Origin of the sequence: Comamonas sp. AG1104 (genome assembly GCF_003350425.1) — a bacterium.
GTDB lineage: Bacteria > Pseudomonadota > Gammaproteobacteria > Burkholderiales > Burkholderiaceae_C > Comamonas > Comamonas testosteroni.
This window is the reverse complement of sequence record NZ_QQAS01000003.1, coordinates 549,685-571,419: the sequence shown is the minus strand read 5'-3', so window position 1 is coordinate 571,419 and position 21,735 is coordinate 549,685. Positions and strand designations below refer to the sequence as shown.

General features: G+C 64.8%; 17 protein-coding genes. 11 read left to right on the top strand and 6 right to left on the bottom strand.

Annotated features, from left to right (window positions below; genetic code table 11):
* Positions 1–28 precede the first annotated feature (28 nt).
* The 4 genes from DFO48_RS11060 to DFO48_RS11045 all read left to right on the top strand — a co-directional run bounded on the left by DFO48_RS11060 (position 29) and on the right by DFO48_RS11045 (position 6,846).
* Complete coding sequence (locus tag DFO48_RS11060) at positions 29–1,627, top strand: AMP-binding protein (protein WP_114863403.1); 1,599 nt, start codon at positions 29–31, stop codon at positions 1,625–1,627.
* Between the two features lie 68 nt (positions 1,628–1,695).
* Entirely contained in the window at positions 1,696–4,992 is a 3,297-nt protein-coding gene (locus tag DFO48_RS11055; RefSeq protein ID WP_114863402.1) for a carboxyl transferase domain-containing protein, read from the top strand.
* Between the two features lie 211 nt (positions 4,993–5,203).
* Positions 5,204–6,346, top strand: coding sequence for an aminotransferase class V-fold PLP-dependent enzyme (locus tag DFO48_RS11050; RefSeq protein WP_114863401.1), 1,143 nt, complete (start codon positions 5,204–5,206; stop codon positions 6,344–6,346).
* A gap of 89 nt (positions 6,347–6,435) precedes the next feature.
* Entirely contained in the window at positions 6,436–6,846 is a 411-nt protein-coding gene (locus tag DFO48_RS11045) for an FKBP-type peptidyl-prolyl cis-trans isomerase (protein ID WP_003073797.1), read from the top strand.
* Here the strand turns inward: DFO48_RS11045 and norR are convergent, their stop codons facing one another.
* The gene (norR, locus tag DFO48_RS11040) at positions 6,847–8,433 is read right to left on the bottom strand and encodes a nitric oxide reductase transcriptional regulator NorR (protein WP_114863400.1); all 1,587 of its coding nucleotides are present in this window, start codon (positions 8,431–8,433) and stop codon (positions 6,847–6,849) included.
* 159 nt (positions 8,434–8,592) lie between these two features.
* On the opposite strand from norR, the gene hmpA reads away from it, so the two are divergent.
* Positions 8,593–9,771, top strand: a complete 1,179-nt coding sequence (hmpA, locus tag DFO48_RS11035) for an NO-inducible flavohemoprotein (protein ID WP_114863399.1) — start codon at positions 8,593–8,595, stop codon at positions 9,769–9,771.
* Between the two features lie 293 nt (positions 9,772–10,064).
* Here hmpA and DFO48_RS11030 read toward each other — a convergent pair whose 3' ends face one another.
* Positions 10,065–10,310: a DUF3297 family protein gene (locus tag DFO48_RS11030; RefSeq protein WP_003050615.1), complete on the bottom strand. Its 246-nt coding sequence runs from the start codon at positions 10,308–10,310 to the stop codon at positions 10,065–10,067.
* Positions 10,311–10,462: 152 nt separating this feature from the next.
* Here DFO48_RS11030 and DFO48_RS11025 point away from each other — a divergent pair, with 152 nt between their 5' ends.
* The 3 genes from DFO48_RS11025 to DFO48_RS11015 all read left to right on the top strand — a co-directional run bounded on the left by DFO48_RS11025 (position 10,463) and on the right by DFO48_RS11015 (position 15,209).
* Positions 10,463–11,788 (top strand): DUF445 domain-containing protein, encoded by a 1,326-nt coding sequence (locus DFO48_RS11025; protein WP_199406981.1) that lies wholly within the window; start codon positions 10,463–10,465, stop codon positions 11,786–11,788.
* Between the two features lie 349 nt (positions 11,789–12,137).
* Entirely contained in the window at positions 12,138–14,159 is a 2,022-nt protein-coding gene (locus DFO48_RS11020) for a ligand-gated channel protein (protein ID WP_114863397.1), read from the top strand.
* Between the two features lie 81 nt (positions 14,160–14,240).
* Positions 14,241–15,209, top strand: a complete 969-nt coding sequence (locus tag DFO48_RS11015; protein ID WP_114863396.1) for a siderophore ABC transporter substrate-binding protein — start codon at positions 14,241–14,243, stop codon at positions 15,207–15,209.
* Between the two features lie 112 nt (positions 15,210–15,321).
* Here the strand turns inward: DFO48_RS11015 and DFO48_RS11010 are convergent, their stop codons facing one another.
* The 3 genes from DFO48_RS11010 to DFO48_RS11000 form a co-directional block, all read right to left on the bottom strand.
* Positions 15,322–15,753, bottom strand: a complete 432-nt coding sequence (locus DFO48_RS11010) for a hypothetical protein (RefSeq protein WP_003073784.1) — start codon at positions 15,751–15,753, stop codon at positions 15,322–15,324.
* 100 nt (positions 15,754–15,853) lie between these two features.
* The gene (locus DFO48_RS11005) at positions 15,854–16,258 is read right to left on the bottom strand and encodes a hypothetical protein (RefSeq protein WP_042437610.1); all 405 of its coding nucleotides are present in this window, start codon (positions 16,256–16,258) and stop codon (positions 15,854–15,856) included.
* 99 nt (positions 16,259–16,357) lie between these two features.
* A complete protein-coding gene (locus DFO48_RS11000; RefSeq protein ID WP_003073780.1) occupies positions 16,358–17,779 on the bottom strand; it encodes a heavy metal sensor histidine kinase in 1,422 nt (473 codons plus the stop codon).
* Between the two features lie 59 nt (positions 17,780–17,838).
* Here DFO48_RS11000 and DFO48_RS10995 point away from each other — a divergent pair, with 59 nt between their 5' ends.
* Positions 17,839–18,180: a DUF5713 family protein gene (locus tag DFO48_RS10995; protein WP_114863522.1), complete on the top strand. Its 342-nt coding sequence runs from the start codon at positions 17,839–17,841 to the stop codon at positions 18,178–18,180.
* Between the two features lie 10 nt (positions 18,181–18,190).
* Here DFO48_RS10995 and DFO48_RS10990 read toward each other — a convergent pair whose 3' ends face one another.
* Positions 18,191–18,880: a heavy metal response regulator transcription factor gene (locus DFO48_RS10990; protein ID WP_003073775.1), complete on the bottom strand. Its 690-nt coding sequence runs from the start codon at positions 18,878–18,880 to the stop codon at positions 18,191–18,193.
* 147 nt (positions 18,881–19,027) lie between these two features.
* Here DFO48_RS10990 and DFO48_RS10985 point away from each other — a divergent pair, with 147 nt between their 5' ends.
* Both DFO48_RS10985 and DFO48_RS10980 read left to right on the top strand, forming a co-directional pair.
* A complete protein-coding gene (locus tag DFO48_RS10985) occupies positions 19,028–20,299 on the top strand; it encodes a TolC family protein (protein ID WP_114863395.1) in 1,272 nt (423 codons plus the stop codon).
* A gap of 15 nt (positions 20,300–20,314) precedes the next feature.
* Positions 20,315–21,643: an efflux RND transporter periplasmic adaptor subunit gene (locus tag DFO48_RS10980; RefSeq protein WP_114863394.1), complete on the top strand. Its 1,329-nt coding sequence runs from the start codon at positions 20,315–20,317 to the stop codon at positions 21,641–21,643.
* Positions 21,644–21,735: the final 92 nt, after the last annotated feature.

Sequence of the window (21,735 nt, the reverse complement as noted above, 5' to 3'; positions counted from 1 at the left end):
GTTTTCACGAGACACCCAGGAGACAACCATGGCTGAATCCGAAATCCTCATTCCCCTGCATGAGGCCTTGCGCCGCAATGCGCGCCAGCATCCCGAGCGCGATGCCTATATCTGGTACGGACAGCACATCAGCTGGCGCCAGGTGGATGAGGCCAGCGATGCCGTGGCCGCGCATCTGCAGCAACTGGGCGTGAAGCCCGGCGAGCCCGTCGCCCTGTTCATGAACAACTGCCCGCAGTACATCGTGGCGCACTACGCGGTGCAGAAGATCGGAGCCATCGTCTGCCCCTGCGGGCCGTTGAACAAGGAGCACGAGCTCGAATACCAGCTCAACGATCTGCAGGCACGGATCATCATTGCGGCCGATGTGCTGCTGCCCGTGGTCGACAAGGTGCGCGGCAGCACCGCGCTGCAGCATGTGCTGGCCGTGCGCTACGGCGACTGGTTGCCCGCAGCGCCCACGCTGCCCCTGCCTGCCGAGCTGCAGGCCCCCGTGCGGCGGCTGCCCGCCGATGTGACGTCGTTCTGGGATCTCATGCACAGCGGCGCCAGGCCTTCCCATGTCGAGGTGGACATGGACGAGGTGGCGCTGATGACCTATACCTCGGGGACCACGGGCCTGCCCAAGGGCGCCATGCTGAGCTTTGGCGCGGCCGCATACAAGACCGCCGGTGCGTCCCGGGTGACCGGGGTCAGCGCCGAGGATGTCCTGCTGGCCGTGGCGCCGCTCTATCACATCGCCGGCATGTCCATGGGCGTGAACATGCCTGTGCATTCGGGGGCGCCCTGCGTGCTGCTGCATCGCTTCGATCCGCTGGCCGTGGCGCAGGCGCTGGAGCGCTATCGCGTCAGCTGGTGGTACAGCATCGCGCCCATGAATGTGGCGCTGATGCAGGTGCCCGGCGTGGAGAAGATGGATTTCAGCGCACTGCGCCGCAACACCGTCACCAGCTTCGGCATCACCTACACCGAGGACCTGGCGCAGCAGTGGCGCCGGTTCGCACCCAATGCCATCTCCAGCGAGGCGGCCTACGGCCTGTCCGAAACCCACACCATGGATACCTTCATGCCGGGCGATGCCATCCGCTGGGGCACCCATGGCAAGCCCGCGCCGGGCAACGAAATCCGGGTGATAGATCCGGAGACCGGCGCACCGCTGGCGGCAGGCGAGGTGGGCGAAATCATCATTCGCGGCCCGGGCAACTTCAAGGGCTACTGGAACAAGCCCGAGGCCACGGCCAAGACGCTCAAGGACGGCTGGGTGCATACCGGCGATATGGGCAAATTCGATGCGGACGGCTATCTGACCTTCATCGGCCGCTTCAAGGAGATGATCAAGGTCTCGGGCTACAGCGTCTTCCCCGAGGAGGTGGAGACCATTCTGATCAAGCATCCGGCCATTGCCCAGGCGGCCGTGATCGGTGTTGCCGATGCCCAGAAAGGCGAGGTCGTGCGCGCCTTCATCGTGTGCAAGCCGGGGCAAAGCCTGGAGGCGGACGGGCTGCTGGCCTGGAGCAAGGAAAACATGGCCAGCTACAAGGCTCCGCGCGAGGTGCGCTTCATCGATGCCTTGCCTGCCACCGGCGCTGGCAAGGTGTTGCGCAGATTGCTCAGAGACATTCCCTGAGTCATTGCGCCAAAAGTGGGTGAACCCCTTGGTTGGTGAGTGCTAGAAGCTATTCAAACGAGAGTCCTATGTTCAAGAAAGTCCTGATCGCCAACCGCGGTGAAATCGCCCTGCGCATCATCCGAGCGCTGCAGGAGCTGGGCATTGCCAGCCTGGCAGTGTACGCCGCCGATGATGCACAGGCCCCGCATGTACAGGCCGCAGACGAGGCGCAGGCACTGGGAGCCAGCGGCCCGGCTGCCTATCTCGATGGCGCGCATCTGCTGCGTATCGCGCAGCAGCACGGTTGCGACGCGCTGCACCCGGGCTATGGTTTTCTCAGCGAGAACGCGGACTTTGCGCGCGCCTGTGCGGCAGCGGGGCTGCGCTTTATCGGCCCGACGCCCGAGCAGCTGGCGCTGCTTGGCGACAAGGCCAGAGCCCGCGCGCTGGCGCAGCAATGCGGCGTGCCCCTGATGCCCGGCAGCACCGAGGCCGTGACGCTGGAGCAGGCCCAGCAGTTCTTTGCGCGCCAGCAGGCCGACGGTGCCAGCGGCATCATGATCAAGGCGATTGGCGGCGGCGGCGGTCGCGGCATGCGTGCGGTCACCGAGGCTGGCGAGGTGGCGGCCGCCTACCAGCGCTGCCGCAGCGAGGCGCAGGCGGCCTTCGGCGTGGACGGCGTCTATGTCGAGCGGCTGATGAGCGGCGCGCGCCACATCGAGATCCAGCTGCTGGGCGACGGCAGCGAATGGCCGATGGCGCTGGGCGAGCGCGAATGCACGCTGCAGCGGCGCTTTCAGAAGCTGGTGGAGGTTGCACCCAGTCCCAGCCTGACGCAGCCGCTGCGCGAGCGCATCACCGAAGATGCGCTGCGCATGGCAGCCAGGCTGCGCTACGAAAGCCTGGGAACGTTCGAGTTTCTGGTCGATCTGCAGTCCGAGTCTCTGCCCTATGTGTTCATCGAGGCCAACCCGCGTCTGCAGGTGGAGCACACGATTACCGAAGAGGTCTTTGGCGTCGATCTGGTGCAGGCCCAGATCCGCATTGCGGCGGGCGAGCATTTCTCCGACCTGGGCCTGAATGTGAATGTCCCGCCCCGGCCGCGCGGCTATGCCATGCAGTGGCGCATCAATGCCGAAACCCTGGATGCCCAGGGCAACTCCCGCCCCGGCGGCGGCCGCATTGCCGAGCTGCAATGGCCGCAAGGGCCGGGCATACGCCTGGACGGTCATGCGCAGCAGGGGGCCAGTCCGTCGCCGCACTACGACACCTTGCTGGCCAAGCTCGTCGTGCACAGCAACGCGCCGCATTTCGAAGATGTGCTGCGCCGCTCCCGGCGCGCGCTGGCCGACTGCCGCATCGTGGGCCTGGCCACCAACTTGCCGCTGCTGCAGGCCCTGGCCCTGCGGCCCGAGATGCAGGTTCAGACGGTGCACACGCGCTGGCTGGAGGAGGTCCTGCCGCAGCTGGTGGAGGCTTCAAAAAAGATAGCTTCAAGCGCAAGTCATTCAACAAATTCAAATACTTTTGATACTGAAAGTAAGGCGCTTAAAGCGCAGCAAGCTCCTGAAAATGCTGTGCTGGCCCCCATGCCAGCCAGGGTCGTGCAGTGGTCTGTCGCGGTGGGCGAGACGGTGGCCAAGGGCGCCGAGCTGGGCATTCTCGAAGCCATGAAGATGCAGCATGTGTTGCTGGCGCAGGCCGCAGGCAATGTCTTGCAACTGCTGGCAGAGCCCGGCAGCTATGTGGCGCAGGACCAGGCCTTGCTGGTGCTCGCACCCGCACAGGGCGAGGCCGCGCATGCTGAAGTGCAGGCGCAGCTGCAGGACCCCGACCAGATCCGGGCCGATCTGCAGCGCGTCAAGGATCGCCATGCTTTCACGCTCGATGCAGCGCGGCCAGGCGCCATGGCCAGGCGCCATGGCCAGGGCAGCCGCAGCGCGCGCGAGAACATTGCCGATCTCTGTGATGAAGGCAGCTTCATCGAGTACGGGGCGCTGGCGATTGCCGCGCAGACACGCAGGCGCAGCCTCGACGATCTGGTGGCCAACACGCCGGCCGACGGCATGGTGACGGGCATGGGCTCCATCAATGCAGCCCAGTTCGGCACGGAGCGGTCGCGCGCCGTGATCATGTCCTATGACGCCACGGTGCTGGCCGGCACCCAGGGCGCGCGCAATCACGCCAAGACCGACCGCATGCTGGGCATCGCGCTGCAGCAGAAGCTGCCCGTGGTGCTGTTTGCCGAAGGCGGCGGCGGCCGGCCCGGCGATACCGACACACCCGTGGTCGCGGGCCTGCATGTGCATACCTTCGCGGCCTATGCGGCGCTCTCGGGTCAGGTGCCGGTGGTAGGCATTACCCACGGCCGCTGCTTTGCTGGCAATGCCGCGCTGCTGGGTTGCAGCGATGTGATCATCGCCACGCGCAGCAGCAATATCGGCATGGGCGGACCGGCCATGATCGAGGGCGGCGGGCTGGGCGTCTTCCGGCCCGAGGAAGTCGGCCCCGCCAGCGTGCAGCATGCCAACGGCGTGATCGACATCCTGGTCGACGACGAGGCCCAGGCCGTGGCTGCGGCCAGGCACTATCTGTCCTTCTTCCAGGGGCGCATCGACCAATGGTCCGAGCCCGATCAGCGCCTGCTGCGCCAGGTCGTGCCCGAGAACCGCCTGCGCGCCTACGACACCCGCGCCGCCATGGCCGGGCTGGTGGACGAGGGCAGCCTGCTGATGCTGAGAGCTGGCTTCGGCGCCGGCATCCACACGGCGCTGGCACGCATCGAGGGCCGGCCCGTGGGGCTGATGGCCAACAACCCTGGACATCTGGGCGGTGCCATCGATGCCGATGCGGCCGACAAGGCGGCGCGCTTCATGCAGCTGTGCAATGCCCACGGCATCGCCATCGTCAGCCTGGTCGACACGCCCGGCTTCATGGTGGGGCCGGAGATCGAGAGAACCGCCCAGGTGCGCCATGTCAGCCGGCTGTTCGTCATCGCGGCCAAGCTGCGCGTCCCGTACTTCAGCGTGGTGCTGCGCAAGGGCTATGGCCTGGGCGCCATGGGCATGACGGCGGGCAGCTTTCATGCGCCCATCTTCAATGTGGCCTGGCCCACGGGCGAGTTCGGCGCCATGGGCCTGGAGGGCGCGGTGCGGCTGGGCTTTCGCAAGGAGCTCGAAGCCCTGCCCGAGGGCGCTGAGCGCGAGGCGCTGTTTCAGAAGCTGCTGGCCCAGCAATACGCGCATGGCGAGGCCATGCACATGGCTGCCACGCTGGAAGTCGATGCCGTCATCGATCCTGCGGAGACCCGCGCCTGGCTGGTGCGCGGCCTGGCCGGTGCGCGCCTGCGCGAGGGCGAAGGCCGCTTTGTGGACACATGGTAAACGCTGATGGAGGTATCAAGATTTCAGCATCTAATCGGCTTCAAACTCCAATATGCAAAGCACTTGATGCTCATGTTTTTGATATGAACTCCATACGCAAAACCATATTCCGGCTCATGCTAAGCTGAATGTCTTGCACCAGCGCCCCGGCGGCCCGACGGCTGCTCCGGGGTGTTTTTGATTGCCCAGTATTTGCGATTGGAGATATCCCATGCCCGGACTTTTGCCCGACGTCGATCCCGATGGCCTGCTTGAATTCTCGGTGGTCTACACCGATAGAGCGCTCAACCACATGTCCAAGAAATTCGTGGGTGTGATGCAGGACATCCTGGGCATGCTCAAGGATGTCTATCACGCCAACACGGCCGTGCTGATTCCAGGCAGCGGCACTTTCGGCATGGAGGCCGTGGCGCGCCAGTTCGCCAACCGCGAGCGGGTGCTGATCGTGCGCAACGGCTGGTTCAGCTACCGCTGGACGCAGATCTTCGACGCCGATGCAGGCCTGGGCGGCGGCTCCGTGGTCTGCAAGGCGCGCAAGCAGGGCGAGGGCAGCCAGGACCCCTGGGCGCCATGTCCGGCAGCGGATGTGGCCGAGACCATTCGTGTGGAGCGTCCCAAGGTGGTGTTTGCCCCGCATGTGGAAACGGCCAGCGGCATCATGCTGCCTGACGAATACCTGCGCACCGTCGCCGACGCCGCACACGAGGCCGGCGCGCTGTTCGTGCTCGATTGCGTGGCCTCCGGCGCCATGTGGGTCGATATGGAGAAAACCGGCGTGGACGTGCTGATCTCGGCGCCGCAAAAGGGCTGGAGCAGCTCGCCTTGCTGCGCCATGGTCATGCTCTCGGCGCGCGCCCGCGAGGCCATAGAACACACGCAAAGCTCCAGCTTCTCCTGCGACCTGAAGAAGTGGATGCAGATTGCCGAGGGTTACGAAAAAGGCCAGCATGCCTATCACACCACCATGCCCACGGATGCGCTGCTGCGCCTGCGCGACGTGATGCTGGAGACGCGCGAGTACGGCTTTGCCAAGGTGCGCGAAGAACAGATGGAGCTGGGGCGCAAGGTGCGCGAGCTGCTGCAGTCGCGCGGCTTTCCCAGCGTGGCTGCCGAGGGCTACAAGGCCCCTGGCGTGGTCGTCAGCTACACCACCGACCCGGAAATCCAGAGCGGCCGCGCCTTCCTCAAGGCGGGCCTGCAGACCGCCTCGGGCGTTCCGCTGCAATGCGATGAAGGGCCGGACTTCAAGACTTTCCGCGTCGGCCTGTTCGGCCTGGATAAATGGCATGACTCGGATCGCTCCGTGGCGCATCTGTCCAAGGCGCTGGACGATATCGGCATTGCCCGCAGCTGAGGCCCTGCGGCCGGCGGCAATGCAGCCATGACATTTTTTCGACCCGACTTCGTACTACAGTCGGGTTTTGTTCATTCAGCGCATCCGATATGAAAAAAGCAATCTCCGTGATCGGTCTTGTATGGGCCATGGGTGCTGGCGCAGTGGTTCATGCTGCGCCGGTCACCACCGCCAGCGGGCTGATCTATGAAAGCCAGGTCGAAGGCAGCGGGCCCAGTCCCAAGGCGACGGATACCGTCAAGGTGCATTACCGCGGCTACTTCCCCGATACCGGCAAGGAGTTCGACAGCTCCTATGCCCGCAAGCAGCCCATCGAGTTCCCGCTCAATGGCGTGATCCCCTGCTGGACCGAGGGCGTGCAGAAGATGAAGGTCGGCGGCAAGGCCAAGTTCACCTGCCCGCCAGCCATTGCCTACGGCTCACGCGGCGCGGGCCGTGCCGTGCCGCCCAATGCCACGCTGAACTTCGATGTGGAGCTGCTGGGCATCCAGGGCCGCTGATCAAGGCCTGTCGATCTCCAGCCGCTTGGCCAGGCGCTGCAGATTGGCACGATCGAGCTGCAGCTCGCGCGCTGCGGCGGCCCAGCTGCCCTGGTGGCGGGCCAGGCTGGAGCTGACCAGCTGGCGTTCATAGGCGCTGACGGCGGCGCGCAGGCCGGCCTCGGGCGCAGCCGTCGGTGTGGCCGGGTCCATGGACGCAGGGGCCTGTTCGGTGGCTGGTGCCTCGGCCCGCTCCCAGAGATCGGCCAGCCCCAGCGTCACGATGCGCAGCCTGGCGCCGGCGCGGCTGGCACTGCCGTCATGGCGGCTCAGGGCCCTGAGCACGGCGCGGCTGATGCAGTGCTCGAGCTCGCGTACATTGCCGCTCCAGCTGCGATTGAGCAAGGCCGCCTGTGCGGCCGCATCCAGGCGCAGACCGCCCAGCCTGAGCCTGGAGCGGTTCTCCTCGAGGAAATAGCCCGCCAGCTGCAGCACATCGCTGTCGCGCTCGCGCAGCGGCGGCACATTGAGCGGATAGACGTTGAGGCGGTGATAGAAGTCCGCGCGCATGCGCCCGGCGCCGACTTCTGCAGCCAGGTCGCGGTTGGTGGCGGCGATCACGCGCACATCCACATGGTGCTCCCGGTCCGAGCCCAGGCGCTGCAGCTGGCCGCTTTGCAGCACGCGCAGCAGCTTGGCCTGCACGGGCAGCGAGAGTTCGCCGACCTCATCCAGAAACAGCGTGCCCTGATGCGCCTGCTCGAACTTGCCGCTGCGCTCGCTCAGCGCTCCCGTGAAGGCCCCGCGCACATGGCCGAACAGCTCGCTCTCGACCAGATTGTCGGGCAGGGCCGCGCAGTTGATGCTGATCATGGGCTTGTCGGCCCGGCCCGACTGCGCATGCACGGCCTGGGCCACCAGTTCCTTGCCGGTGCCGGTCTCGCCGGTGACGAGCACGCAAAGATCGCTGGCGGCGACCAGGGCAATGTCTTTTTGCAGCTGGCGCATGACGGGGCTTGCACCCTGCAGTGCGCGCTCCTGCGGCGCGGCCGCTGTGGCAGCGCCGGTGGCGCCGCGCGCGAGCTGGGCCAACTGGTGCACGCGCTCGGCCGTGGCCACGGTGGCTGCAGCCAGATTGCTGAAGGCCTGCAGCATGGCCAGCGCCGCAGGATCGGCAAACCGGCCCGGCTCCAGTGCATCCAGCGTCAGCAGGCCCCAGGGCAGGCCGCCCAGTTGCAGCACGCAGCCCATGCAGTCATGCACATGCAGCTCGGTGATGGCCTGGCCCTTGTGCGCCACCAGCCCGTCATAGGGGTCGGGCAGGGGGCTGTCGGGTTCGAAGCGCATGGCCTGGCCGGCCGCCAGCAGCTGGGCAAAGCGCGGGTGCTCGGCCAGACGAAAGCGCCGGCCCAGCGTGTCCGGCATCAGGCCGTCGATCGCCATGGGGCGCAGCCATTCGCCCTCCAGCTTCAGCAGGGCGACGGCATCGGCGGGCAACAGGTTGCGCAGTGCGGCCAGCAGACGGCGCAGACGTTCGCGCTCGGACAGGTCCTGGGCCAGATCGGCGATCAGCGGGCTGACGGCATTGAGAATGTGGGATGTTGTCATAACGACAGCGTTTGGTGTCAAAAAGACATCAATTGAGCAATGTCATATTGACTCATATTTCTGCAAGCCATTGCTTTGCAATGGTCTTGATGCTGGCATGCCGTTTGCATTTATCCGTTCAAGCCTTGCAGCTGGCAAGGCAGCAACCAGGAGATTTGCATGCTTACCGAACGTCAACGCGAGATCGTCAAGGCCACCGTACCGCTGCTGGAAACCGGCGGCGAGGCGCTGATCACGCATTTCTACCAGACCATGCTGGGCGAATACCCCGAGGTGCGCCCGCTGTTCAATCAGGCGCACCAGCAAAGCGGTGCCCAGCCTCGTGCTCTGGCGCACAGCGTGCTGATGTATGCCAAGAACATCGACCGCCTGGAAAACCTGGGCAATCTGCCCGCCCAGATCATCAACAAGCATGTGGCGCTGCAGGTGCAGGCCGAGCATTACCCCATCGTGGGTGCCTGCCTGCTGCGCGCCATTCGTGAGGTGCTGGGCGCCGAGATCGCCACGGATGAGGTGATCGCCGCCTGGGCCGCAGCCTATCAGCAGCTGGCCGATATCCTGATCGCGGCCGAGCGCAGCGTGTATGAGCAGACGGCGGCGGCCGAAGGCGGCTGGCGCGGTGCGCGCGCCTTCAAGCTGGTGCAAAAGCAGGCCGAATCGGCCGAGATCACCTCGTTCTACCTGGAGCCGGCGGACGGCGGCGCGGTGATCACCCATCAGCCCGGCCAGTACATCGGCCTGCGCGTGGTGGTCGACGGCCTGGAGCAGCGCCGCAACTATTCGCTGTCGGCGCCCGCCAACGGCAAGAGCTATCGCATCAGCGTCAAGCGAGAGGCGGGCGGCAAGGTCTCCAATCATCTGCACGACCAGCTGCAAGTGGGCGATACGCTGGAGCTGTTCCCGCCTGCCGGCCATTTCACCCTGCAGGCCGCCGCCAGGCCTCTGGTGCTGATCAGCGGCGGTGTGGGCATCACGCCCACGCTGCCCATGCTGCAGGCCGCGCTGCCCACGGGGCGCGAGATCACCTTCATCCACTGCGCGCGCGATCGCGGCGTGCACGCCTTTCGCGAGAAGATCGATGCGCTGGCCAGCAGCCACGAGCAGCTCACACGCCGCTATTGCTACGACCAGGCGGACGCGGGCGACGAGGTGGATGCCCAGGGCCTGCTGAGCACCGAGCGACTGGCCCAGTGGCTGCCCGAGTCGCGCGATGCCGATGTCTACTTCCTGGGCCCGCGCGGTTTCATGCGCAGTGTCAAGCAGTCGCTGCGCGAGCTGGGCGTGCCCGACGCCCAGGTGCACTACGAGTTCTTCGGCCCGGCCGAAGCCCTGGCTTGACGTTATCGCACCCCCTGAGCGGCTTTGCCTAGGCCCTTGCTCGGCGTCCCTCGTTTTTGGGTGCGCCGGTTTTGAGCGCTGTGATCTGCAAACCAATGGATGCTCATAAAAAAAGAGCTGCTAGCGCATGTTATTACTAGGTTTTAGTGCTTAAAGCATTTGAAATCCATGTAAATAAAGCGCAAGCAGCTCTCTTTATTGAGGCGGCGATTGGACTCATTGCTCTTTGAACTGGGCGATTGCCCAGTGAGATACATCGAGCAAGGGCCTGGTGGGGGGCACCGCCCAGGCGCTCAACGGTAGTACGCTTCGACCGTGCCCTTGAGCTTGATCAGCAGGGGCTTGCCCTTGCGGTCCAGGGTCTTGCCGGCGGGCACCTTGACCCAGCCTTCGCTGACGCAGTATTCCTCGACGTCAAAGCGATCCTTGCCGTTGAAGCGGATGCCGATGTCGTGCTCGAACACGGCGGCCACATGGTGGGGGCTGCGAGGGTCAACGGACAGATGGTCGGGCAGTTCGGGGCGGGTGGCTTCGGTCATGATTTCTCGAGAGTCAGGCAATACAAGAGCGCTATTTTCGGTGCAATTGCAAAAGCCTGCCGTCTGCTGTCGCAATGGTGCAGCGCAGGCCAAGCGCTGCCATCGGGGCCGTGGGCATAGGCGAGCCGGCTCGACTCGCCTATGCTTGCGCCATGCTCACCGAAGAACAACGCCTGTCCCTGCAGCGCGCCAAGCGGCTGCCGCTGATTTTGCTGCTGCTGGTGACGGCCGGCTTCATCGCCACGGCGCTGGCGGGCTCGCGCTGGGGACTGGAGGGCCAGGCCGTGCCGTTGTGGCTGGTGTGTCTGCGGGCCATCTGCGAGGCTGCCATGGTGGGGGCACTGGCCGACTGGTTTGCGGTCTCGGCGCTGTTTCGCCATATTCCGCTGCCGCTGGTGGGGCGGCACACGGCCATCATCCCGCGCAACAAGGATCGCATAGGGCGCAACCTGGCCACTTTCGTGCGCGACAAGTTTCTCGACGCGCCCTCGCTGGTGGCGCTGATCGAGCGCAACAACCCGGCCCAGGCGCTGGCCGACTGGCTGACGGCCCCAGCCAACAGCCAGCTGCTGGGCAGGCAGGTGGCGCGGCTGGCGCTGGCAGCGCTGGAGATGGTGCAGGACAAGCAGGTTGAGAAGTTTCTGACCCAGTCGCTCAAGGCCGTGATGCAGCATGTGGATCTGTCGCGCGCGGCCGCTTCGCTGCTGTCGGGGCTGACGGCGGGCGGGCGCCACCAGGAGGTGCTCGACGATGTGCTGGCGCGCATCAGCCGCGTGCTGCGCCAGGACCAGACCCATGTGCTGATCGCGCAGACCATCGTGGTCTGGCTCAAGCGCGAGCACCCGATCAAGGAAAAAATGCTGCCAACCGACTGGCTCAGCGACAAGGGCGCGAGCCTGATTGCCAGCGCTCTGGACAGCCTGCTGCAGGACGTGGCCCAGAACCCCGGCCACCGTTTGCGCCAGGCCTTCGACAGCTCCATACAGCGCCTGATCGACGGTCTGCAGAACGACCCGGCCTACGCCGAGAGGGTGGAAAAACTGCGCAACTATCTGCTGCATGACGAGAAACTGGCCGTCTATCTGCGCGAGCTATGGGCCGGCTGGCGTGCCCGGCTGGAGCGTGATCTGGCCGACGAGAATTCGGCCATGGCGCGCCGCGCCGCCGTGATGGGGCGCTGGCTGGGCCAGGCGCTGGCGCATGACGAGGCGCTGCGCGAGTCCATGAACGAGCGTCTCAAGCGCTGGGCGACCACGCTGGCGCCTGATGTCTCGCAGTTCATCGCCCGCCATATTGCGGACACCGTGCAGCGCTGGGATGCCGAGCAGCTGGCCACGCTGATCGAGGCGCATATCGGCAAGGATCTGCAGTACATACGCATCAACGGCACGCTGGTGGGCGGCGCCATCGGCTTGCTGCTGTTTCTGATCTCGCATGCCGCAGCCTTGTGGCGCAGCCTGCTGGCCTGGCTGGGATAAAGCGCTATGAGCAGCATGCCGGTGCCAGTCGGCGCTGGTCAGTCCTTGTCAAAGTACTTAACAGTAAAAATTCTTTGGAAGGTCTGTTGGTTACGGTTACAATGAGAACTATTCGCAACAAGAAGACCTTGCGGTAATCTTTGACTCAGCCAGGCGTGCCCATTGAATGGCCGCATGCCGCCATGCCCCGCTGCATGGTGTAGCCAGGACGATCTCATGCGCAGATCGTGATTGCCTTCTTCATCACTCCAACAGCGCGAATGCTTCGCTGACCTGTACCTGTTGTCCATGGCTCTCGCCATGGGGCGCAGCCGTGCCTGGTCGATGTGCATCTTTTTCCAAACTCATCATGCAAATTCATGCAGCCGCTGCTGCAGGCTTCGCCACGGCCTGCGCCTCTTCGTCTTCCCGTCCTTTGTCCACAGCCTGCCGGTCGCTGCGTCCCATGCTGGGCATGGCGCTGGCGGCTGCCGGCCTGCTGACCCACGGGCTGACGGCGGCTCAGGAGAAATCTCTGGAGACCGTGGTGGTGACGGCCTCGGGCTTCGAGCAGGAGATCAAGGATGCGCCGGCCTCGATTTCCGTCATCACCCGTGAAGAGCTGGAAAAAGGCAGCTACAACAATCTGCACGATGCGCTGCGCGACGTGCCCGGCGTGAATCTGGTGCCTTCGGACAACAACTCCAACGACATCAGTCTGCGCGGCATGGGCGTGAACTACACGCTGATCCTGGTGGACGGCAAGCGCACCAACACCCGAGAAACCCAGGCCAACGGCTCCACCGGAACCGACCAGAGCTGGGTGCCGCCGCTGGAGGCGATAGAGCGCATCGAGGTGGTGCGCGGCCCGATGTCCTCGCTCTACGGCTCGGACGCCATGGGCGGCGTGATCAACATCATCACGCGCAAGGTGGCCAAACAGTGGATGGGCTCCATCCGCACCGAGGCCACACTGCAGGAGCGCTCTTCCTCGGGCAATATCTACCAGAGCAATTTCTATCTGTCCGGCCCCATACAGACCGATCTGCTGGGGCTGAGCATCTACGGCAACTACAACAAGCGCGGCGAGGACAACATCCTCAACGGCTACAACGACTACGACAACCGCGCGCTCAACGTCAAGCTTGCGCTGACGCCCAACAAGGACCACGACATCATTGCCGAGCTGGGCACGGGCAAGCAGCACTACACCTCGACACCGGGCAAGACGCTGGCGGCCACGGCAGCACTCAGCGACCGCAAGTTCGAGCGCGACAACTTCTCGCTGCAGCACAAGGGTCGCTGGGGCTGGGCGTCCTCGGACACCTATCTGCAGCAGGAAAAGACGCGCAACCTGTCGCGCGACATGACCATCAAGAACACGGTGTTCAACAGCAGCTGGGTGACGCCGCTTGGGGCAAGCCATCTGCTGACCACGGGCGTGAGCTACAACGAGCAGGACCTGACGGACACCACCACCAACACCTTGCCCAATGCCAGCCGCACCAGCATCAACCGCAGCCAGTGGGCGGTGTTTGCCGAGGACGAGTGGCGTCTGCACAAGGACTTTGCACTGACCGGTGGCCTGCGCTACGACCACGACAGCCAGGCCGGCGGCCAGGTCAGCCCGCGCCTGTATGGCGTGTGGAATCTGGCCCCGCAGTGGACGGTCAAGGGCGGTGTCTCCACGGGCTTTCGCGCGCCGTCGCTGCGCCAGACCGTGGGTGACTGGGGCCAGAGCAGCCGTGGCGGCAATATCTACGGCAATCCCGATCTGAAGCCCGAGACCTCGCTGACCAAGGAAATCGGCGTGCTCTACGACAGCGGCGCCGGCACCACGGCGGGGCTGACGGTGTTCGACAACGAGTTCGAGGACAAGATCACGCGCGTAGCCTGCCCCAGCTGCGGCCCGCTTAACAGCTCGGGCCGCGTGCCCACCACGAACATCAATGTGGACAACGCCATCACGCGCGGCCTGGAGGCTTCGCTGGGAACCCAACTGAGCAGGACGCTGCGCCTGAAGACCAACTACACCTTCACCAAGTCCGAGCAAAAGAGCGGCGAGTTTGCCGGCATGCCGCTGAACCAGCTGCCGCGCCATCTGTTCAATGTCTCGCTGGACTGGAGCCCCACCGGGCAGCTCAACGGCTGGCTCAAGGCGTCCTACCGCGGCAAGGAAAGCGCCCCCACGGGCGGAGCGTCCTCGGGCAGCTTCACCCAGAAGAGCTACACCATGCTGGATCTGGGCGGCTCCTACAAGCTCAACAAGACCGTCACGCTGTACGCGGGCATCTACAACCTGCTGGACAAGCAGGTCATCTATGACGGTGTCAATTACGACACCGTGCTTGATGGGCGTCGCTACTGGCTGGGCATGAACGTCAAGTTCTGATCCTGGTCATCGCAGCCGTTGCCGGGATGCGCGGCAACCGGCTGCCGACTTTTCTTCTGTTTCCGCTTTTCAAGGTACTTCATGCAACAACTGATCAGCCGTCGCGCCGCCACTGTGGCACTGCTGATGATGGCCGGCTCCGCCTGGGCGCAAACGCCGCAGGCCTTGCCGTCTGCGACCCAGCCCGCCCGTATCCAGGTCGAGCATGCCAGGGGCGTGACCGAGCTGCCCCTGGCTCCTCAGCGCGTGGTGGTGTACGACCTGGCTTCGCTGGACACCATGCAGGCGCTCAAGTTGCCGGTGGCGGGCGTGCCCAAGGCCCATTTCCCCGCCTATCTGGCCGGCTACGCCGATGCCCGTTACCAGGTGGCGGGCTCGCTGTTCGAGCCCGACTACGAGGCGCTGAGCCGCATCCGCCCCGATCTGATCGTGGTGGCCGGCCGCTCGGCCAGCAAGTACGAAACGCTGAGCCGTATCGCGCCCACGCTGGACCTGAGCACCTCGGGCCAGGACTTGCTGGGCGATATGCAGCGCAACGTGACCGCACTGGCCAGCCTGTGGGGCAAGCAGGATGAGGGCGCGCAGCTCATGCAGCAGGTGCGCAGCGATGTGCAGGCCACCCGCGCTGCCGCGGCCAAGGCCGCGCCAGGCCTGCTGGTGCTGGCCGTCAACCGGAATATGAGCGGACAGACCCCGGGCTCGCGCTTCGGTCTGCTGCATGACGTGCTGGGCGTCAAGCCCGCCTTGCCCGCAGATCCGGCGCAGGCGCGCGGCATTGCGCTGAAGATGGAAGATATCGCCAGGATTGACCCCGAGTGGCTGTTCGTGATCGACCGCAATGCGGGCACGGGCAGCACCCGGGACAAGGACGGCAAGCCGGTCGTGCCGTCGCGGGAGCTGTTCGACAACGACACCATCAAGAACACCCGTGCAGGCCGCAGGCAGCAAGTGGTGTTCGTCGATCCGCAGCTCTGGTATTTGCTGGGCAGCAGCGGCCCCCAGGCCATGCGGGCCAATGCGCAGCAGATTCGCGCTGCATTCGAGCGCTAGGCTCCGCGAAAGACAGCAAAGTTAATAGCTGCTTTCGCCAATGAATAAAGGGTTTCAATGCATAAAAGCATTGAAACCCTTTTTTATTAAGCGCAGCAAGCTATCAAAAGTATCAGGCAGCGGGCTCCGAAGGCTCGGGCGGCAGCAGCTGCTTGCCAATCAGCTGCCAGGCCTTGGCGGCATCGGCCTGGCCGGCAAACAGATGGCAGCTGGCGGCCGTCATGGCGATGCGGCCGTTCTCGGGCTCCAGGTCAAAGGCCAGCTCGCATTGCGCAGCGGCGTTGGCCCACATGACCAGCGCGTTCTTGTTCTCTTCCTTTTGCAAGGCATGGGCCTCGGCCATCCAGGCCTGTGCCAGGCGAAAGGCGGCTTCGGGCTCGCTCATATCGGCCTTGTGAGCCAGATAGAACTCCTTGCCGGCGGCCTGCCAGAATGCGCGGGCCTGCTCGAAGTCCTGCGTGGCAATCTTCTGGGCCTGCTGCACCAGCGCGTTGCCGGCCTGCAGATGGGCCTGATAGGTGGATGCGTCTTGATCTTGGGACATGGCGCTTATTGTCCTCATTGCAGGGCCCGGCCGAGCCCGTCCGCGCGCATCGCCCCTGAACAGGCCCGGGGCATTGCCGGTGCCTGCCGGCGGCTTGCCGCTAGTAGCGAAAGTCCAGCTGATGCGGGCCCTTGCCGATCTCTGCCGCCTGGGTCTGGCTGCTGCCTTCCTTGGTGGTGGCCGTGATCTTGTAGCTGCCGGCGGGCAGCTGGATCAGACAGACCGGGCCGTTGGCCGTGAAGCGGCTGCTGTCCTTGGCTGAGCTGACCTCGACCGCCACGTTGGCCAGATAGGCGCCGTCCTTTTGCGCAAACAGCAGCGACAGCGGGTAGTCCTTCATCGCGGCGCGCATGAGCGTGGATTCGTCCTCGCCTATGCCGCCGCAGCTGTAGCGCAGGGCGCCGGCCTGCTGCATATCGGGAATCCGGCCCTGAGCCAGAGCGGGCAGGCCGAGAGCTGCGCTGGCGGCCAGGGCCAGGCAGGCAGCGTTTCTCAAGCAATGCATGGTGTTTCCTTTCTGCGATACACGGCCGGCCATCTTGCGGCCGGGACGCGCAGCTCCATGTCATCCCCGCGCGGTGCTGCTTGTGGGCATCCCCGGCATTTACGCCTGGTTGCTTCCGGAAACAGGTGCCTGGGCTGATGCGTTAAGGTCCGCAGGCAGACTCAGCCCGATGCTGGTGACGGACAGGTCGGAGCGTGCAAACGCCTGTCCGCCGTGCATGCGTGCAATGGCGGCCACGATGGACAGGCCCAGGCCGTGGTTGCGATCGGCCTGGCTGCGGGCAGCGTCTGCACGGTAGAAGCGGTCAAACAGCCTGGACAGATGCTCGGCTGAAATGGCCTGCCCCTGGTTCTGCACCGCCAGCGTGACCTGGCCGGCCTGCGGCGAGCTGATCTGTATTTCTATGTGGCTTCCCGGCGTGGCATAGCGGGTGGCATTGCCCAGCAGATTGGACAGCGCCCGGCGCAGTAAACGCGCATCGACCTGGGCCTGTGCATCGCCCTGTACCCGCACCTGCAGATCGGCCTCCTGCAGCGCGGCCTCGTGGTAGTCCACCACTTCGTGCGCGAGGCTGGCCAGGCTGGCCACCTGAATGCGGTGCGCGCTCTCGCCGCGATCGGCGTGAGAGAGAAAAAGCATATCCGCCACGATGCCGGCCATGCGCTGCAGATCCTCCAGATTGGAGGCCAGGATGTCGCGCAGCTCGCCCGCATCGCGGGGCTTGCGCAGAGCCAGCTCGCAGCTGCTGATGAGAGTGGTCAGCGGGGTGTTGAGCTCATGGGCCACATCGGCGTTGAAGGCCTCCATCTGGCGGTAGGCCACGGCCAGCCGCTCCAGCAGCGCGTTGAACTGGGCAATCAGCGGGCGCAGCTCCTGGGGCTGGTTGCTGTCGTCAAGTCTGGTCTGCCAGTCGTGCGTGAGATCCTTGGCACCCAGTTGCCGGGTCTGCTCGACCAGCGAATGCAGGGGCGCCAGCCCGCGGCGCACCAGCCAGGCACTGAGCAGCGACACCAGCAGCGCACCGCTGACGGCAGCCAGGCCCAGAATCCAGGCCAGCTGGCGCAGCAGGGCATCGTCGGGGCGGCGGTCCAGCATCAGCAGCACCTGCACGACCTGCTGCTCCTGCGGATCCACATGGGCTGGCAGCACGACGCTGAAGCTGCGCCGGGCGCTGTGAACATCGTCGAGGGGCTGGTGCAGTTTCTCGAACAGCAGCGCGCCACTGGCATAGCTGACGCGGATCGACATATCCTCGTGGCCCGTGAGGAAGTCGGACAGCATGTGCTGCATGCTGGACGCGGAGCGGTTGGCACGCGCCTGTTGCAGAAGATGGGTGACGGTGACTTGCTTTTGCTCCAGGCTTTCCTGCTGTCGCTGGGCCAGGGCCAGCCAGCTGCCCCAGTAAACGGCCACGCAGACCAGGCCCAGGCCCAGCATGGTCTGCAGGGCCAGCGAGCGCGACAGCCGCCGGCTCAGGTTCGGGATCTGAGGAGTGCTTGGAGAGGCGTGATCAGCGGTCATGAGTGGCTGCTATGCTGGACGATTCATCGTTTGCGGTTTGCTGGAAAAAGGAATGGACCATGAGTCTTGATAACGCCATCATGAACAACTACGCCTTCTTGCTGGAGATGTACGAGGACAGCTATTTCCCCGAAGAGCTGGTGCGCAAGGGCGAGGATATTCTGCGCGAACTGTGTCTGCAGATCGAGCAGCAAAAGCCGCAGAATCTGGAGCAGCTGTATCGATTGAGCCATGCTGCGACCGAGCGTTTCAACGATCTTCAGCCGGAGTTCGAAGAGCAGGGCAGTGAGCTAGAAACGGCGGCACGTGAATGCATTGCAGCTGACTTCGAGGCCATTGCCAAGGCTTATGGTTTTGAAGATGCGGATGTGGAGGAGCTGATCGCTCTACGCGAATGGTAAGCACCGGCCATCAGACATCAAGGCGAAGCTCCAGCACATAGCCCATGCCGCGTACCGTGTGCAGCAGGGGCAGCTCGAAGGGCGCGTCGAGCTTGAGACGCAGGCGGCGCACGGCGACCTCGACGACATTGGTTTCGCTGTCGAAATTCATATCCCAGACCTGGGAAGCCAGCTCGGTGCGTGACAGCACTTCGCCCTGGCGCCGCAGCAACAGACTCAGCAGATTGAATTCCTTGGCCGTCAGGTCCAGCCGCTGGCCCGCACGCGTGGCGCGGTGACGCAGCAGATCCAGCTCCAGATCGGCCATGCGCAGTACCGTGGCTTCGGGCGTGGCCTGAGCCTGCAGGCCGCGGCGCAGCAGTGCATGAATGCGGGCCACCAGCTCTGAAAATGCAAAAGGCTTGACCAGATAGTCATCGGCGCCGGCCTGCAGCCCTTTGACGCGGTCTTCCACCTGGGCGCGGGCCGTGAGCATGAGCACCGGCGTCTGGCGGGACTGGCGCAGAGCCGCCAGCACGGCCAGGCCGTCTATGCCGGGCAGCATGCCGTCCAGAATGATGAGATCGTAAGGCTGCTCGGTGGCCAGATGCAGGCCGTCAATGCCGTTGTGCGCGGCATCGACCACAAAGCCTTCCTCGCCCAGGCCTTTTTGCAGGTACTCGGCGAGTTTGGTTTCGTCCTCGATGACTAGAAGCTTCATGCGCAGATTGTCGAGCAAGTCGGTTGTTTGCGAAGATGACAAATTTGTCATCTTGAGGTCAGAACCCTGTGGGGTCTACGAGACTAGATTTGCTCCGCTTGCACAAGACTGCCAATGGAAGGGCAGGCATGCCGGCGGAGCATCACCATGACATTCATCACCAAGGCGGCCGCTGCGTTGCTGGGCAGCGGTTTGGGCCTTTTTGTGCCTTGTGCCTGGGCGCAACAAGCTGCGCCAGCAACAGCAACAGCAACAGCAACAGCAGCTCCCATCAGCCTGCAGGCCGCACTGTCGCTGGCCATGGAACACAACCCCAGTCTGCGAGCGGCAGCGCAGGCTCTGGCGGCCAGCGAGGGGGCGTTGATCCAGAGTCGCGCCAGACCCAATCCCGAGCTGGCCTATTCTCAGGAAGACACGCGCCGCGAAACCCGCTCCATGACCCTGCAATGGAACCAGTCCATAGAGATCGGCGGCAAGCGCGAGGCCCGCATGAAGGCGGCCGAGCATGGTCGCGAACTGGCCCGGGCCGAGCTGGAAGCCGCGCAGGCCGGCCTGCGTGCCGATGTGCGCACGGCATTTGCCAATGTGCTGGCCGGCCAGCAACGCGTGCAGCTGCATCAGAAGACGCTGGAGATTGCCAGCAGTGCCCGCGATGCTGCGGCCAAGCGCGTGCTGGCAGGCAAGGTGGCCCCGCTTGAGGAAACCAAGGCCCGTGTGGCTGAGAGCAGTGCCGAGCTGGCGCTGGTGCAAGCGCGCTCCGGTCTGCGTGTGGCACGTCAGCAGCTGGCGGCGCTGTGGGGAGCGCAGCCTGCGGCATTTGGCAGCGCGGTGGGGGAGCTGGCGCAACTGCCGGTGCTGCCCGATGAAGGCTTGATGCTGGAAAAGCTGGAGCATTCACCGCAGATGCTGCGCGCGCAGCAGGCCGTTTTTCAAGCCAGGTCCGTCGCCGAGCTCGAGCGTGCCAGGCGCCTGCCTGACCCCAGCGTGAGCCTGGGCATGAAGCGTGCACAGGAAGTGGGGCGCAATCAGCTGGTAGTGGGTATCTCGGTGCCGCTGCCGATTCTGGACAGCAACCGCGGCAATCAGCTGCAGGCACTGCGTCTGGCCGACAAGGCCGAGGACGAAATGCTGGCCACGCGCCAGCAAATGTACGCACAGTTGCAGCAGCAACGCGAGCAGCTGCAGACCAGCCGGGCCCAGGCCGAGCAACTGGCGCAGCAGGTCTTGCCGGCGGCCGAATCTGCTTACGAAGTCGCTGCCAAGGGCTTTGCCCTGGGCAAGTTCAGCTATCTGGAAGTGCTGGATGCCCAGCGCACGCTGGCCGAGGCACGTAGCCTCTATCTGGAGCAGCTGGTGGCAACCCATCAGGCGGCTGCCGACATCACCCGCCAACTGGGCGATGTGCCCGGTCTTGAGTAAGAACAAGCACGCATCATGAATTCCACATCCCCTAAGCCCCGCCGCACGGCGATTGCCATTGCCATCATCCTGGCGCTGGGTGCGGCCGCTGCTGCAGCCATTGTCTACGGTACGCAGCCAGCGGCTGTAAGCGCCGAAGGCCATGATCACGGCGCTGCAGACAAGAGTCATGCCCATGAAGAAAAGAACGGGCATGAACATGACGAAAAAGAGGGGCATGACCATGGCAGCGAGCCTGGGCATGAACAGGCTGCCAGCACCGGAAAACCCGCAGTCAAGCCCGAATCCGCTCATGCCGATGATGAGGATGAGGGCCTGCTCAAACTCGATGCAGAGCGTGCCAGGGCTGCGGGCGTGGCGCTGGCCGAGGCCGGCCCGGCGTTGATAGCCAGCATGCTGCAGTTGCCGGGCGAGATTCGCTTCAACGAGGACAGAACGGCCCATGTGGTGCCGCGGGTGGCGGGCGTGGCGCAGAGCGTGGCGGCCAATCTGGGGCAGGTGGTGAAGAAGGGGCAGTTGCTGGCCACCCTCACCAGCCCTGCGGTATCCGAGCAGCGCAGCGAGCTGATGGCCGCGCAAAAGCGTCTCGCACTGGCGGGCACCACCTATCAGCGCGAAAAGCAGCTGTGGCAGGAAAAGATCTCGGCCGAGCAGGATTATCTGCAGGCCCAGCAGGCACTGCGCGAGGCCGAGATCGCGTTCGCCAATGCGCAGCAGAAGCTGGCTGCGATCGGTGCCGGCTCAGGCTCTGCCGGGGCGCTGAACCGCTTCGAGCTGCGCGCGCCCTTCGATGGGGTGGTGGTGGAAAAGCATCTCTCCGTGGGTGAGGCCGTACAGGACAGCACGGCCGTGTTCACCATCTCCGATCTGCGTTCGGTCTGGGCCGAAATGAAGGTGGCAGCCAGCGACCTGCCCTTTGTGCGCGTGGGCGAACAGGCCACTGTGCGTGCGACGGCCTTTGAATCGAAAGCCACGGGGACGGTGGCCTATGTGGGCGCCTTGATAGGGCAGGAAACCCGCACGGCACCGGCACGCATCACCCTGGACAACCCGGATGGCGTCTGGCGTCCGGGCCTCTTCGTGAATGTGGATCTGACGGCATCCGGCCAGAAGGCAGCGGTGACGGTGGCCAGTGCGGCCATCCAGAAGATCGACGGCGACAAGCCCGTGGTGTTTGTGCCGGTGGACGGCGGCTTCAAGGCGCAGGCCCTGAAGCTGGGCAAGACCGATGGCCAGAACACCGAAGTGCTGCAGGGCCTGAGTACAGGTCAGCGCTATGTGAAGGACGGGGCCTTCGTCCTGAAGTCCGAGCTTGGCAAGGCAACGGCCGAGCATGTGCATTGATTGCCCCCTGAGGCGCTGCGCGCCTTCCCCCAAGGGGGACGACCCCCTCGCCTGGGCGGCCCCGCCGCGAGGCGGCTCTTGCTCGGTGTCTC

What these genes read in the sequence shown, in the direction of transcription:
- DFO48_RS11020 (WP_114863397.1), top strand. Translation starts at nt 12,138, where the DNA reads ATGCAAATTCATGCAGCCGCTGCTGCAGGCTTCGCCACGGCCTGCGCC.
- hmpA (WP_114863399.1), top strand. Translation starts at nt 8,593, where the DNA reads ATGCTTACCGAACGTCAACGCGAGATCGTCAAGGCCACCGTACCGCTG.
- DFO48_RS10995 (WP_114863522.1), top strand. Translation starts at nt 17,839, where the DNA reads ATGAGTCTTGATAACGCCATCATGAACAACTACGCCTTCTTGCTGGAG.
- DFO48_RS11045 (WP_003073797.1), top strand. Translation starts at nt 6,436, where the DNA reads ATGAAAAAAGCAATCTCCGTGATCGGTCTTGTATGGGCCATGGGTGCT.
- DFO48_RS11010 (WP_003073784.1), bottom strand. Translation starts at nt 15,753, where the DNA reads ATGTCCCAAGATCAAGACGCATCCACCTATCAGGCCCATCTGCAGGCC.
- DFO48_RS10980 (WP_114863394.1), top strand. Translation starts at nt 20,315, where the DNA reads ATGAATTCCACATCCCCTAAGCCCCGCCGCACGGCGATTGCCATTGCC.
- DFO48_RS10985 (WP_114863395.1), top strand. Translation starts at nt 19,028, where the DNA reads ATGACATTCATCACCAAGGCGGCCGCTGCGTTGCTGGGCAGCGGTTTG.
- DFO48_RS11025 (WP_199406981.1), top strand. Translation starts at nt 10,463, where the DNA reads ATGCTCACCGAAGAACAACGCCTGTCCCTGCAGCGCGCCAAGCGGCTG.
- DFO48_RS11050 (WP_114863401.1), top strand. Translation starts at nt 5,204, where the DNA reads ATGCCCGGACTTTTGCCCGACGTCGATCCCGATGGCCTGCTTGAATTC.
- DFO48_RS11030 (WP_003050615.1), bottom strand. Translation starts at nt 10,310, where the DNA reads ATGACCGAAGCCACCCGCCCCGAACTGCCCGACCATCTGTCCGTTGAC.
- DFO48_RS11015 (WP_114863396.1), top strand. Translation starts at nt 14,241, where the DNA reads ATGCAACAACTGATCAGCCGTCGCGCCGCCACTGTGGCACTGCTGATG.
- norR (WP_114863400.1), bottom strand. Translation starts at nt 8,433, where the DNA reads ATGACAACATCCCACATTCTCAATGCCGTCAGCCCGCTGATCGCCGAT.
- DFO48_RS11000 (WP_003073780.1), bottom strand. Translation starts at nt 17,779, where the DNA reads ATGACCGCTGATCACGCCTCTCCAAGCACTCCTCAGATCCCGAACCTG.
- DFO48_RS10990 (WP_003073775.1), bottom strand. Translation starts at nt 18,880, where the DNA reads ATGAAGCTTCTAGTCATCGAGGACGAAACCAAACTCGCCGAGTACCTG.
- DFO48_RS11005 (WP_042437610.1), bottom strand. Translation starts at nt 16,258, where the DNA reads ATGCATTGCTTGAGAAACGCTGCCTGCCTGGCCCTGGCCGCCAGCGCA.
- DFO48_RS11060 (WP_114863403.1), top strand. Translation starts at nt 29, where the DNA reads ATGGCTGAATCCGAAATCCTCATTCCCCTGCATGAGGCCTTGCGCCGC.
- DFO48_RS11055 (WP_114863402.1), top strand. Translation starts at nt 1,696, where the DNA reads ATGTTCAAGAAAGTCCTGATCGCCAACCGCGGTGAAATCGCCCTGCGC.